The organism is Faecalispora jeddahensis, from assembly GCF_000577335.1.
GTDB lineage: Bacteria > Bacillota > Clostridia > Oscillospirales > Acutalibacteraceae > Faecalispora > Faecalispora jeddahensis.
Window position 1 is genome coordinate 41,347 of record NZ_CBYL010000011.1, and the last position, 13,203, is coordinate 54,549.

General features: G+C 50.1%; 16 protein-coding genes, 1 tRNA gene and 1 pseudogene. 9 read left to right on the forward strand and 9 right to left on the reverse strand.

Features of this window, described 5'->3' with window-relative positions; translation table 11 throughout:
- Positions 1 to 7: 7 nt before the first annotated feature.
- The 5 genes from dnaG to TY09_RS06200 form a co-directional block, all read right to left on the reverse strand.
- A complete protein-coding gene (gene dnaG, locus TY09_RS06180) occupies positions 8 to 1,774 on the reverse strand; it encodes a DNA primase (protein WP_042432019.1) in 1,767 nt (588 codons plus the stop codon).
- A gap of 25 nt (positions 1,775 to 1,799) precedes the next feature.
- A complete protein-coding gene (locus TY09_RS06185) occupies positions 1,800 to 2,795 on the reverse strand; it encodes a deoxyguanosinetriphosphate triphosphohydrolase (protein ID WP_042432126.1) in 996 nt (331 codons plus the stop codon).
- Positions 2,796 to 2,840: 45 nt separating this feature from the next.
- Positions 2,841 to 3,473: an IMPACT family protein gene (locus tag TY09_RS06190; RefSeq protein ID WP_042432022.1), complete on the reverse strand. Its 633-nt coding sequence runs from the start codon at positions 3,471 to 3,473 to the stop codon at positions 2,841 to 2,843.
- Between the two features lie 103 nt (positions 3,474 to 3,576).
- Complete coding sequence (gene rpmE, locus TY09_RS06195) at positions 3,577 to 3,783, reverse strand: 50S ribosomal protein L31 (RefSeq protein ID WP_009059810.1); 207 nt, start codon at positions 3,781 to 3,783, stop codon at positions 3,577 to 3,579.
- 105 nt (positions 3,784 to 3,888) lie between these two features.
- Positions 3,889 to 4,761: a M15 family metallopeptidase gene (locus TY09_RS06200; protein WP_242841445.1), complete on the reverse strand. Its 873-nt coding sequence runs from the start codon at positions 4,759 to 4,761 to the stop codon at positions 3,889 to 3,891.
- Between the two features lie 200 nt (positions 4,762 to 4,961).
- Here TY09_RS06200 and pyk point away from each other — a divergent pair, with 200 nt between their 5' ends.
- The 8 genes from pyk (at position 4,962) to TY09_RS17870 (ending at position 10,841) form a co-directional block, all read left to right on the forward strand.
- Positions 4,962 to 6,719 carry a pyruvate kinase gene (pyk, locus tag TY09_RS06205; RefSeq protein ID WP_042432028.1) on the forward strand — a complete coding sequence of 586 codons (1,758 nt, stop codon included), beginning with the start codon at positions 4,962 to 4,964 and terminating at the stop codon, positions 6,717 to 6,719.
- Between the two features lie 125 nt (positions 6,720 to 6,844).
- Positions 6,845 to 6,931: transfer RNA gene (locus TY09_RS06210), tRNA-Leu, on the forward strand.
- Between the two features lie 628 nt (positions 6,932 to 7,559).
- Positions 7,560 to 8,195, forward strand: coding sequence for a TetR/AcrR family transcriptional regulator (locus TY09_RS06215; RefSeq protein ID WP_042432032.1), 636 nt, complete (start codon positions 7,560 to 7,562; stop codon positions 8,193 to 8,195).
- Positions 8,192 to 8,560 (forward strand): hypothetical protein, encoded by a 369-nt coding sequence (locus tag TY09_RS06220; RefSeq protein WP_042432036.1) that lies wholly within the window; start codon positions 8,192 to 8,194, stop codon positions 8,558 to 8,560. The genes TY09_RS06215 and TY09_RS06220 overlap by 4 nt, the downstream gene beginning before the upstream one ends.
- A 22-nt stretch (positions 8,561 to 8,582) precedes the next feature.
- Positions 8,583 to 8,993, forward strand: coding sequence for a flavodoxin domain-containing protein (locus TY09_RS06225; protein ID WP_042432039.1), 411 nt, complete (start codon positions 8,583 to 8,585; stop codon positions 8,991 to 8,993).
- 87 nt (positions 8,994 to 9,080) lie between these two features.
- Positions 9,081 to 10,166: a radical SAM/SPASM domain-containing protein gene (locus tag TY09_RS06230; RefSeq protein WP_042432043.1), complete on the forward strand. Its 1,086-nt coding sequence runs from the start codon at positions 9,081 to 9,083 to the stop codon at positions 10,164 to 10,166.
- A gap of 329 nt (positions 10,167 to 10,495) precedes the next feature.
- A complete protein-coding gene (locus TY09_RS18580; protein WP_042432046.1) occupies positions 10,496 to 10,738 on the forward strand; it encodes a hypothetical protein in 243 nt (80 codons plus the stop codon).
- Between the two features lie 19 nt (positions 10,739 to 10,757).
- Positions 10,758 to 10,841, forward strand: a complete 84-nt coding sequence (locus TY09_RS17870) for a hypothetical protein (RefSeq protein ID WP_242841446.1) — start codon at positions 10,758 to 10,760, stop codon at positions 10,839 to 10,841.
- A 301-nt stretch (positions 10,842 to 11,142) separates the two neighbouring features.
- On the opposite strand, the gene tlp is transcribed toward TY09_RS17870, so the two are convergent.
- A complete protein-coding gene (gene tlp, locus TY09_RS18975; protein ID WP_326520097.1) occupies positions 11,143 to 11,373 on the reverse strand; it encodes a small acid-soluble spore protein Tlp in 231 nt (76 codons plus the stop codon).
- 252 nt (positions 11,374 to 11,625) lie between these two features.
- Positions 11,626 to 11,796: pseudogene (locus tag TY09_RS18980) on the reverse strand (HDIG domain-containing metalloprotein); the annotation flags it as partial.
- A gap of 282 nt (positions 11,797 to 12,078) precedes the next feature.
- Here TY09_RS18980 and TY09_RS18585 point away from each other — a divergent pair.
- A complete protein-coding gene (locus tag TY09_RS18585) occupies positions 12,079 to 12,228 on the forward strand; it encodes a hypothetical protein (protein WP_009061230.1) in 150 nt (49 codons plus the stop codon).
- Between the two features lie 45 nt (positions 12,229 to 12,273).
- Here TY09_RS18585 and TY09_RS06245 read toward each other — a convergent pair whose 3' ends face one another.
- Both TY09_RS06245 and TY09_RS06250 read right to left on the reverse strand, forming a co-directional pair.
- Positions 12,274 to 12,516: a small, acid-soluble spore protein tlp gene (locus tag TY09_RS06245; protein ID WP_009061218.1), complete on the reverse strand. Its 243-nt coding sequence runs from the start codon at positions 12,514 to 12,516 to the stop codon at positions 12,274 to 12,276.
- On the reverse strand, positions 12,509 to 12,961 hold the full coding sequence (locus TY09_RS06250; protein WP_009061195.1) for a small, acid-soluble spore protein tlp: 453 nt from the start codon (positions 12,959 to 12,961) through the stop codon (positions 12,509 to 12,511). Before TY09_RS06250 ends, TY09_RS06245 begins: the two co-directional genes overlap by 8 nt.
- Positions 12,962 to 13,203 lie beyond the last annotated feature (242 nt).

Consider the following 13,203-nt stretch of genomic DNA (forward strand, 5'->3'; position numbering starts at 1 on the left):
GTTCCCCCTATTTTTTCTGCTCCCTTAGTCTTTGCAGATAGTCCCGAATGTCCTGCGGCGCCGCGGCAGCTGCGTCCTGCGGCTCCAGCTTTGCATTTTCCTGTAAAATCACATTCCGGTACTCCTTTGCGTCCTGAGCAGTCACATTGACCTGATGGTAATCTGCCAGCATTTTCGCAACAGAAGAAATCTCTTCCACGGAGAATTCTCCCGCAAGGTCTGTAAGGCCGCATGCCTTGCCATCCTTAATCTTCCCCAGAATGACCGTATATAATCGACGATTGAATGCGGTAACGAAATTTTCGGGCGGCAGAGCCGCTTCCAGCGTCTTTGCCGCGTCCGGATGCTGCATCAGGTAAACGATCAGCGCTTCCTCCGCATTAGCCGCACGCAAATGCCGGCTTTTTTCCGGATTCACGGTATCGCGGATTCCCGCCGTCTGCTGCTGAAATGCACGGAACTCTTTCCGCTGCTGATCCTTTCGCCGCTTTTTCATGTTTTTATCCACCTGCATCAGAATCGAGGACCGCTCGATCCCGATTTCCTCCGCCAGGCGGCCTGCATAAATTTCCTGCTCCATGCGGTTGTCGAGCGTAGCAAGAAGCTCTGCCGCACCAGTGAGGTACGCCACTTTTCCGTCGGACGTTTGCAGGTTGTGCCCGGCCCGCAGCTTTTGCAGGCGGTATTCCACGTCGTTGCCGCTGCTTTCCATCAGCTGGCGGAATCGCGCCGGTCCCTGCTCGCCGTAGGAGCGCATGAATTCGTCCGGGTCTTTCCCCGCGCTCAGACTGAGCACCCGCACCGTAAGCCCCGCGTCCCGCAAAAGCGGAATCGCGCGGGAGCTGGCCTTCTGCCCGGCTTCATCCGAATCGTAGCACAGAAAAACTTCTCCTGTGTAGCGCGCCAAAAGCCGTGCCTGCTCTGTTGTAAGCGCCGTGCCAAGCGTGGCGATGGCATTCTGAAACCCCGCCTGATGCAGCGCGATCACATCCATGTAGCCCTCGGCCAGAATTAGGCCGTCCTTCGCGTTGTTTTTCGCGAAGTTCATCGCGAACAGCCCCGTACTTTTATGGAAAACGAGCGTATCGGACGTGTTGAGATATTTCGGCTTGTTGTCCCCCAGCGTCCGCCCGCCGAACGCGATCACATTCCCGCGCAGGTCGATGATCGGGTACATTACGCGGGCGAAGAAACGATCCATCACCCGGCCGGTAGAAGCCCGGACCGCGACATTGGCCTGCAGCAGCTCTTCGGGCGTATAGCCCTTGCTACTGAGGAAATTGACGAGCGTAAAGCGCGAATCGGGCGCGTAACCCAGCCCGAAATGGCGGATCGTCTGCGGGGTCAAACTGCGGCCCAACAGGTACTCCCGCCCCGGCGTGCCCTGCTCGCTCATCAGCTGGGTGTGGTAAAACCGCGCGGTTTCGCGGTTGATTTCGAGGATGCGCCCCTTGGCTCTGGCAAGGCCCTGATCCGCGTCGCTTTCCGGCACGGAAATCCCGGCCCGCTGCGCCAGATGCCGGATGGCCTCCATATAATCCAGATTTTCAATCCGGCGGATAAACGTGATCACATCGCCGCCCGCGCCGCACCCGAAGCAGTAAAATGAACCGTTTTCGGGGTACACATGAAACGACGGCGTCTTTTCACTGTGAAACGGACAGAGCCCGGAAAAGGTTCTGCCGCTGTGCCGCAGATTGATATAGGATGAAACCACGTCGGCAATATCACTTCGGCTTTTCAGCTCCTGTAAAAAATCGTCCGGCAGCGCCAACTGATCCCCCTCCTATCCCCGGTGCTCAATGGTCCCAGGATCTTGGGACGCTGATGTCCTGAAACAGCACCACGGCATACCGGTCGGTCATACCGGCAATAAAATCCGCGGCGGCCCGTTCGGTTCCCTCCAGTTCCGCTGTTTCGCGCAGATCCGGCGGCAAATGCGCGGGATTCTTCGCGTACTCAAACAGCGTTTTGATCAGGAACGGAACCTTTTCCTCCTCCTTTTTGGCATAAGGATTGAAATAGACCTTTTCGAACATAAACTGGCGCAGCTCCAAAAACAGCGGGAAGATGTGCTCTTCCATGCGGATCTCTGCCCCGTCGCTTGCGCGGATCACGGATTTGACGAGCGTACCGATACGCACTGATCTTCGGGTGCCGAGCACACTCGTGATGTGCTCGGGGATATCCCGCTCGGACAAAACGCCCGCGCGCACTGCGTCGTCAATATCATGATTGATGTAAGCGATCTTATCCGCCAGGCGGACGATGCGTCCCTCCGGCGTCTGCGCCTGGGTTCCGCTGGTATGGCACAGAATCCCGTCTCGCACTTCTTTGGTCAGGTTCAGGCCCCGGCCCTCGTTTTCGAGCTTCTCCACCACACGCACGCTCTGCTCATTATGCCGAAAGCCGTGCTCGCAAAGCTCACCCAGCACCCGCTCGCCCGCGTGGCCGAACGGGGTATGTCCCAGATCGTGCCCGAGCGAGATCGCTTCGGTCAGATCTTCATTGAGCAGCAATCCGCGCGCGATGGTTCGCGCGATTTGCGAAACCTCGAGCGTGTGGGTCAGCCGGGTACGGTAGTGGTCGCCTTCGGGCGACAAAAACACCTGCGTTTTGTGCTTTAACCGGCGAAACGCCTTGCAGTGAATGATGCGGTCGCGGTCACGCTGAAACGGCGTGCGCATCTCGCATTCCTCTTCAGGCCGGTCCCGGCCCTGGGTCTTTTTCGATAATGTCGCATAAGGCGACAAAATTTGCTCTTCGAGCAGTTGAGTTCTCTCTCTTACGGTCATAATGATCACCCGCAATCCTCTCATAAGGATATACGCAAAGATGGCCTAAAACTCCTGCTTCCACTCAAAATATTTTTCTCCTGCTTGTTCTGCCTCCACCGTTCCGCCGGTGGCATCCGCCAGCCGTTTGCGGAACAAAGGCACGTCATCCTGCGCCATATGGAAGCGCAGCGTGACGATTTCGGTAAAATCCGAATCATCCACCACACCGCCGCACTCCGGAATCAGCGCCGCCAGAATCCCGTACTGCGAATAATCGCACGAAAGCTCCAGCAGCCAGCAAAGGCGCATGACAATGGGCTTTGCCGCCTGAATACCGAGCGAGGCCGCATGGGAATACGCGCGCACAAGACCGCCCGCGCCCAGCAGCACACCGCCGAAATAACGAGTCACCACAATGGCCGCATCGACAATGCCTGGTTTCTGCAGAACCTCCAGCACCGGCATCCCTGCCGTGCCCTGCGGCTCGCCGTCGTCGGAGTACCGGCGCAGCTGGCCGCCGCGCAGCGAATAAGCGTATACGTTATGGGAAGCATCCCAATGCTTCTGGCGGATTTCGTTCAGGAAAGAAATCGCGTCCTCCTCGGTAGAAACCGGCCTTGCATAGCCGATAAACCGGGAACGACGCTCCGTAAATTCCGCACAGGCATTTTGACTGATGGTTTTGTATTCTGTCATAAGCCCGCCCCGCCTTTTCACAAGTAAGGATAAAAAGACGGGCGGCGCATCGCGCCGCCCCCCATAATTCCAGCTAAAACTTCCGCAGGATGCTTCAGGATGATTATTTGCCCTGAAGACCGTAACGCTTTTTAAATGTGTCCACGCGACCGCTGGTATCAATCAGCTTCTGCTTGCCGGTGAAGAACGGATGGCACTTGGAGCATATTTCAACGCGGATGTTGTCTTTGGTAGACCGTGTCTCGATCTCATTTCCGCAAGCGCATTTAATGGTCGTCTTCTGGTACTTCGGATGGATTGCTTCCTTCATTCCTGTCACCTCTTTCAACGAAAGTACAACTTATCAATATAAGTATAACAAAGGAATTTTAACACAATGCGATTCAAAAATCAAGTAGTATTTCCAGCAAAATCTTTATTTTTTCGATTGTTTGGAAAGATAAGAGACATACTCCTCTAAACAAAAGCCCATTTGGCGCATGCGCTGGGCATTTTCCTGCCCTACGTAGCGAAAATGCTGCGGCTCCGCATTTTTTTGGGTGACGCTCGCTTTGTTCTCTGGATACCGCAGCACAAAGCCGTACTGAGGACCGTTGACCAAAAGCCATTCCGACTGCGCCCCGCCGGTTCCGCCGGTCAGCTCAAAATCCACCGCGAGACCGGTCTGGTATTCACTGTAGCCGCCGCGTTCCACCAGAGACTGCGCCGTATCCTCGGCGCGCACCTGTGTGTAGCCCGCCGCCACCAGCTCCTGCACCTTTTGTTTGTACAGCACTTCCTGCTGCTCCGCCGTGACATAGCCCCGCGTGATCTTCAGCTCAACGCCGCTATCTGCCGCGGCTTTCTTCATCTCTTCATACGCCGCAGCCAGGCGCTTGTCCACCTGGACTCCGTCCTGTTCCGTCAGATCGGGCACAACGCCCTCCATGAGCCCCCGCCCGCTGCCGACCAGTACCAGAAGATCCGGCGCACTGCTGGCCGCCGACGACTGCACCGGCTCGGAATATTCCGGCGCCGAGGACGCGAACAGCTCCTTCTCCAAAGACGGATGCAGCTGATACCAAACAAGCAGCAGACCCGCCGTTACCGAAATCAGAATGACCACCGCGATCACCGTCATCAGAATCCGCAGCCGCCTTACCTGATTTACACCGCGCCAGCCGGGCTGGCTTTTGAGTACTCTTTCCCCGCGACGGCCGGACCGGCCGTTCCTTTTCCACAGCCCCACGCTGCGCACTCCTCCCTTTATGGCACCGCACCGCATGATCGCGGCCGAATGCCGTTTCATTTTCTCTTTTCTTATTGTATATGTTATCATAAAATTTTTCAATATCTGTTTGTAATCCAGAGAAGGTACCTATTTTCTTTTACCTCATTAATATTTGTTTGATTTTTCACGAAATATGATGTAGTATTAGCGTGAAGAAAATCAGGATTTGCGCTGTGCGCTCAACCATAAAACCCGCCCGTTCGAATGGAGGAATTACCGTGAGAAAAACGAAAATCATCTGTACGCTTGGCCCATCAACCGATAAAGAAGCTGTTCTTCGTCAGCTGATGCTGTCCGGCATGGATGTGGCCCGTCTGAACTTTTCCCACCAATCCCATGCAGAGCAGAAGGTTCGCTCCGATATGGTGAAAAAGCTGCGTCAGGAGCTGGATCTTCCCATCGCGCTGCTGCTTGATACAAAAGGCCCCGAAGTGCGCATCAGAGCCTTTTCGACCCCGCAGGTCACGCTGAAGCAGGGCCAGAAATTCACTTTGACCACAAGAGAGGTTGACGGAACAGATGAAATCGTCAGCGTCACCTTTGCCAATCTGCCGAAGGACGTAGACCACGGTTCTCACATTCTGATCGACGACGGACTGATCGAGCTGAGAGTGGAATCCTGTACTGATACCGATATTCTCTGCACCGTATTAAACGGCGGCACCCTTTCCGCGAACAAGGGTGTGAACGTGCCCGGCGTACAGCTTTCCCTGCCGTTCATCAGCGAGCGGGATCAAAGCGACATCGCCTTTGCCGTGCAGGAGGATTTTGATTTTATTGCCGCATCCTTCACACGAAGCGCCCGCGACATCCTCGAGCTGCGCAGCGAGCTGGAAAAGCTGAACTGCCACAGCATGCGCATCATCGCCAAAATTGAAAACCGCGAGGGCGTGGACAATATTGACGAGATCATCCGTGTGGCCGACGGCATCATGATCGCCCGCGGCGATCTGGGCGTAGAGATTCCTCTGGAGGAAATCCCCGTCGTGCAGAAGCGTCTGATCAAGAAGGGCTACAGCGGCGGCATGCAGGTCATCACCGCCACCCAGATGCTGGATTCGATGATGAAGAATCCACGCCCTACCCGCGCGGAGGCCACCGACGTGGCAAACGCCATCTACGACGGCACCAGCGCGATCATGCTTTCGGGCGAAACGGCTGCCGGCAAATACCCCATTGAGTCCCTCAAGACGATGTCCATCATCGCTGAGCGTACCGAACGCGATATCAACTATAAATCCCGCTTTGCACAGCTGGTCGGTAAGGAATCGCCGAACGTTACCTCCGCGATTTCTCACGCTACCTGCACCACGGCGCACGATCTGGGCGCTGTGGCGATCATCACGGTTTCGAAATCCGGCAGAACCGCCCGGATGGTTTCGAAATACCGCCCGGCCTGCCCCATTATTTCCGGTACCACCAGCGAAACGGTGCGCCGCCAGATGAACCTCTCCTGGGGCGTTATCCCGATTATGGTAGAGGAACAGGTAAACACCGACAAGCTGTTTGACCACGTGGTAAAGGTTTCGAGAGACCGCGGCCTGGTCAAAGACGGCGACGTGGTCGTCATTACGGCCGGCGTACCCGTGGGCTTTTCGGGCACCACCAATCTGCTGAAGGTGCAGATGGTGGGAGACATCCTCGTTTCGGGGCGCGGCGTCAACCAGAGCTATGCCTGCGGCAACCTGTGTGTTTGCCAGACGGAGGAAGAAGCCTGGCAGCGCTTTAAGCCCGGCGATGTTCTGGTGCTGCCCCACACGACAAACAAGCTGATGGAGCTGATCCGCCTGAGTGCTGCGATCGTCACCGAGCAGGACGGGCTCAATTCCCACGCGGCGATTGCCGGGATGGCCCTGAACAAGCCGGTGATCGTCAATGCGGAAAACGCCACGCAGCTGCTGAAAAGCGGAACCACCGTAACAGTAGATGCTATGCGCGGAATCGTATACAGCGGCATTCACAAGCAGGAAAAGTAAAACTAAAAATCGGTTTTTTAAGCGGGGCCGCCGTTTTTTATGGAGCAGCGGCCCCTGCAAAACATTTTTTGTGTAGGCGCTTGATTTTTAGTCGAAAATAGTTTATAATAAGCCACGTTGTTCTTGCCGGTGTGGTGAAATTGGCAGACGCGCTGGACTCAAAATCCAGTCCTGGCGACAGGGTATCGGTTCAAGTCCGATCACCGGCACCAAAAGACTCACAAAGCTTCATTGCTTTGTGAGTCTTTTTTGTTACGGCTATGGTTTAGGCGCAGTCGATCAGGCTAGGAAAACATCTCGACAGGTGCCGGTATAACTGATTTTGGGCTAGATATTTGATATTTTAAAGCGACTCTTACACACAGAAAACATATAAAACTATTTTCCCTATTTGTACAAAAGAAAAAGCCGCCTGAAGGTAGTTCGTCATAAGTTCATACTGCCTATCCATCTGAAATTGAAGAACTGCAAAAAGGCTATGACGAACTATGGAAGCAGCATGCAAGGCTCTTGGAACATCTTGCAAAACTGGTTGCACTTTAGAACTTCGGGCCAAGTTGTCCCGAAGTTCTATGAGGAATGAGCGACAGCAAAATGACGCAACATAGCCGGGTTTTGGGAAGCTCCCCAACAAGCAGTTTTGAGGATTTTCCCTTGCGGGAAAATCCTCAAAATGTGCAGGTGTGTACACTTGCCCTGCTTGCTGGTTAACAGAAAGGCTTGAAATGCTCATAAATAACAGCGTGAGAATATAAATTAGTTCTCTTCTTGACAAGTGATCAGTTGTTCACTATAATTATAGTGAACAACTGATCACCACGTTTATTGATGGAGGTTATTATGCCAAAAAACGAAATACGGGATACAAAGGAAGTTATTTTGACAGTTGCACTAAAATTGTTTTCCGAAAGAGGTTATGATGGGGTTGGTATCCGTGACATATCAAAAGAAATCGGAATACGGGAGAGCGCCCTTTACAAGCATTATAGCGGAAAGCAAGACATTTTTGACTCCATTCTCAAAGACATTGAGCGCCGTTATCAAGAGGAAGTTTCTACTTTTATCCCCCCTGAAAGCATGGCCAATATTCTCTCAGAAGAAAGTGATGTAAGAGAGGAATTATTCCGTATTAGCGTTACAATGTTTCAGTTCTATCTCAAAACAGAGTATGGTTCGCAATTGCGTAGAATGTTGACAATGGAACAGTATAGAACTTCGGAGGCAGGCAAGTTTTTTAGGGAATTGATAATAGACAAAGGCTTAGATTATATATCAGGCGTGTTCACTCATTTAATAAATGATGGGGTTTATGTTGATGCTGATCCAATGGTAATGGCCTTGCAGTTTTATTCACCTTTGTATTTGTTGTTATCAAAATACGACAATCAGCCCGAAAAATATGAAGAAGCTTTATCTTTTCTAGAAAGACATATTACGATGTTCAATAAAATCTATTTAAGGAGCGATAAACAATGAAAGGAATTGGGGTATTGGCAGCAGAGTGGTTTATAACCGGCCTGATTGTTTATGCAGGACTATCTGGCAAGCAAATATTATTCATCCATGGGCCAAGATCGGCTGTTATTACTTTGGGCACAATCGGATTTGCAATGTGCATGATTATGCCGACAATCGGCAAATTTATCAGCAATGCGCCTGCTCACCCTCTCACCATCATGGGGCACCTCTTTGGGACAATCGCATTACTTACAACAGCAACACAAATATTCAAATGGAAAATCCCCATCCTTTATGACCCCCAAATTGCGCTTTTCGTAGTTGCCGGCTGCATTGTCATAAAGTCGATTATTGGCAGGTTCGCACCATTGATCGTTAAATAAACAGCTGAAAAGAGGGCGTTTTATGAATATTGAAGTGCGTTATTATTCAAAATCAGGCAATACAAAGAAAATTGCAAATGCTATCGCTAAACAAGCAGGGGTATCCGCAAAGTCAATCCATGAGCCAATACAAGGCGAAGTCGATCTATTATTTTTAGGAACAGGCATATATGCTTTTGACATTGACCCGGAACTAAAGGGATATATCTCGACCCTAAATCCGGCGAATATCAAAATGGTTGTAGTATTTAGCACAGCGGCTATTGTTCAGTCTGCTTATGAAAAGACAAAAAAATATCTTCAAGACCAAGGACTTCATGTATCAGATAAGGAGTATCATTGTCCAGGCCACTATATGATTTTGCGTACAGGCCACCCTAATGCTGAGGATATTAAAAAAGCCGAACAGTTTACAAGGTCGATACTAGAATAGTTAGCAAGTGCAATAGTCTGTTCATCAATGACACTTCGGGCCAAGTAGGCCCGAAGTGTCATTGATGAACAGAAAGGATGTGTGATTATGGATATAAATGTTCACATGGAACGAGGTATTGCAACAATTTTACAAACGGCGGCTCGATTTTATTTAAAAGATAAAAATGGGCGGCGCTTCATAACAAAGTTTATTCCCACCATGCAAGCAAGCACAAAGATAAGGAATGACTATGAGCAAGCAGGGGTTCATATCCCGCCCTTTCTCATTGCAAGCGTCGCTTCACAATGCAACCTGTATTGTACAGGATGTTACGCGAGGGCTGGCGGTATATGCGACACTACAATGGCCAAAATGGAAATGAACACCGAGGATTGGAACAGGATTTTTTGTGAAGCGGCCGATTTAGGTATTTCTTTTATTCTGCTTGCTGGCGGCGAACCATTGTTACGCCGAGAGATTGTAGAAATGGCCTCAAATTTTACAAACATTGCATTTCCTGTTTTTACAAACGGAACTTTAATTGACGCAGAATACATCAATCTATTTGACCAACGGAGAAACATAATCCCTATTTTAAGCAGTGAGGGCAACTCCAAAGAAACGGATTTACGGCGCGGACTCGGTATTTCCACGAAGATTGAGAAAGTCATGGAAGAACTAAGACAGAGGAATATTCTTTTTGGTACATCTATAACAGTCACAAAGAACAATTTAGATACCGTTATAAGCAGGGAGTATGTTTCCACCTTACAGCAAAAGGGCTGTGGCATTCTGTTTTATGTGGAGTATGCACCGGTAGAAAAAGGCACTGAAAATCTTGTTCTGTCCAAGAATGACGCTGTTATGTTAGATGAAAATATACATAAGTTGAAATGTGACCTTAAAAATATGAGCTTCATTTCTTTTCCCGGTGATGAAAAATATATGGGTGGATGTTTGGCCGCCGGCCGGGGATTTTTTCATATTAACCCGTTGGGCAATGCGGAGCCTTGCCCATTCTCCCCATATTCAGAATTGAATCTAAAGACTACTTCAATTATTGAAGTGTTGCAGTCACCTTTCTTTGAAAAAATACGGCTAATAGGAAAACATGAGGCAGAAAATAAGCAAGGCGGCTGTACTTTGCTTCAACATAAATGGGAAGTAGAGAAGTTGATAGGAGTACGATAAGTTATTGAAATTATGCTACTTTGTCAACAGCCCGGAAATTGACCTGAAGTGGTGCAAGGCATCAAGAGGGTGTTCCTCCTCTTGCACTCCTCCCACTCACCGTGTGGCAGGGGTTGCCATTCAAAGCAACGGCAATTCGCCGGGTTAGTGTGGGGCACGACTTATGACAATGGGCTTTTGCGCCTTATGCTCAGTTCCGTCCGCTATTCCATATTTCCATTGACAACGCCTTTTGCCCTTTCTTCTCTCTGAAAGAAGCCGGGGTACGGGGCTGGCCCCGCAACAACTGATGGATAACACCAACATAGCGAAGCCGGTTTTGCCGCAGAATGAAGCAGACAGAAACGAGGGGCGGGAATTTGTTCCTGCTCCTCGTTTTCGGCGGCGAAATGGTACGGCAAAAATCCGGCCTGTCAATGGGGTTAAGGGTGGAGATTTTCCTGCTGTTCTTTGCGGGAAAATATTACCCGGCCCTTGACTGGTCGGATAGGCGCAGCAATCTGTTTACCGGCACTCTGACGTTACGATTAGGCACTTTTCACTACGGAGCTAACGCCTGCTATAGTGAATGATTTGGTGAGCAAAGTCTTTGTGGAATCACCGGATAAATCGGATAGGAAACGCAGGCAGAATATTCACATCAGCTATGATTTAGTGGGATTCTGCCAGAACTGAATAACCCGATACAGGAAGAAATGGCGTAGCTTTTACGCTACGCCACACTTCCAAGATAATACTGTTTTACGAAGGACAGCCCGAAAGGCGGCTTTTTCGCTGGTTTCTATTGTTTCTATTATGGTATACTAATCGGATTTTTCATGCCGGTTTTCATGAACACTAATTTTGCATCCATCATCAATTCCAACATCAGCGTTGGCTTTGGGCTGCATTTTTCGCAGCCCTGCGTTGCTTTTTAGATGATTTCCCAAGCGATTTTTGTTGTCGCCCGCTGCTGTTCTTTACAAATATATCAGACTTACTGGAGCCTGTCGTTTTTCGCAGCATTTGCTTCATCCTTGATCTCATGCCGCATGTCGCCGAGAGCCTCTACCCGGCGTTCATTTTTGGCTTTCAGATCCTTCTTCATTTTCTCGTCGGATGTTTTCTCTATCATTTCGTTGGCGCGGTGGATATTTTCGATGGTCATATCAATGTTATGCTGGATTTTCTCCACATTATCCGCGCGATTGTCTGGATTCGGTTTCATATGGTTTCCCTCCTGAATACAATTTGCTTTTTTCAAAAAAGTACGGATATTTTCCTCTTCACGGCGCCGATCGGCCCCTTTTCTTCCCAGTCTGTCACAAAGGCCCAGCAGGGCGATCTCCCGGATGTCCGTATTCCGCTTCATTCCCTCCACATCAGCAAAGGGCAAACTCTTCACCACAAACAGGATCTGCATGTGATACCGAACCAGCTGAGTCACCCGCTCAATGAATTCCGTGTCCGCTGTGAAAAAGCTGAGGAACTCCTTTGAGAGCTTCGCGCCCACTTTGTCGTGGTCATAGGATGTGATTTTACTTTTTCTGCGCGCGGTAGTAGAGGGCTTGCCGATATCGTGCAGCAGCGCGGCCCACATGAAAGCGCGGGGATCGCTGCTTTTCGCTTTGACCTTTGCAGCCTCGTCCACTACCAACAAAGTATGGTTCCATGCGCTGCCCTCCGGGTGGTACTCGGGGGATTGCGGCGTGTTCTGCAGCTGCTCAAGCAGGTTGAACGGATACTCGCTGAGGGCGTGGAAATCGGTAAGTTCTGATAAGAAGCGGGACGGCTTTTCATCCAAAAGCAGATGCTGCTCTATTTCTTCAAAAAATGTGCTGCCTCTTGCCAAATCATCACCCCGAATTTAGTATTTGTTTTCGACCCGGAATAATGCGCTATCCACAGCGAATTCTATGGAAGAGGTGATATCATGGCGAAAGACAGTCAAATCGACCCCAAAGAAATCCGTGAGCAAAAAGCGAAAGGCGGCCAGACAATGGCTCAGAGCGCCAATGACGGAGAGGGACGCAACCACAAAAAGCAGTCCGCCAACAGACACAAGCCGGGCAATGACAAATAGCCACAGAAAAGCGGAGGCACCAACGTGACTCCGCTTTCTCTGTTCTTATTTTTCCAGCACCTCTTCAATGTCGCGAATTTCCTTTTCCAGGCCCGCGATTCCGTGCTGGCGCCGTCTATTTTTTTCTATCAGTTTTTCTTTCTGTGTGTCCGAGGGCGTTTCGGAGAGAATCTCTGAAGATACCTCCATATTATATTTGGTGATGTCGATCTTCTTCTGAAGCTTCTTGATCTTTTCGCGTCCCTCTTCCTCGTGCATTTCTTTGATGGTACCGGGATCGTTATCCATTCCCGCCGCCTCCTATCACATTAGGACTTTCGGCATCCAGCTCCTCCCGGGCCAGTTCCTCTTTCATTTCGCGGATCATCTGAGGAATTGCCTCGGCTCGTCGCTCGTTTTTCTCCTTCAAGTCCTGTGTATTTTTGTCGTCCGATTTTAATGCCATGATTTCTTCGGCAATTTCCATATTGTGCAGTGTGGATTCGATGGTGTTCTGAATCCGCCGGGCTTTTGTACTGCGGTTTGCAATCCGTTCCACTACCTGCTGACCGGAAATGCAGTCGTCATACTTTCCTGCAGAAATATCGCGAATCGCTTTTTCCAACGTTTTTTCATAATACGCTTCCGGTGAAACGCCGCTGTAAGACTGATTTGTAACATATTCGCGGTTTTCCAACTGCGCCAAGCGAGCGTATTCACTTTTTACTTGCTGAATTAATAAATCTCTGTCCAAAAGAGATACCCCCTACATCCTCTGTTTTCTGTTAGTATGCGGTCAAAACATGCGGTTTATCGCTGTTCGTATCAGGCATTTTTTGCAAGGAAAAAATCTCATGCAAAAAATAAAAATCCACCGCTTGCGCCGGTGGATTTTTATTTTGATACTGCTTCCAAACGCGATCAGTTGAAGGAAAACACCATTTATTTTCTTACTTTTTCCAGGAGAGTGTTTCGCAATCATTCATCTCCTGGAAA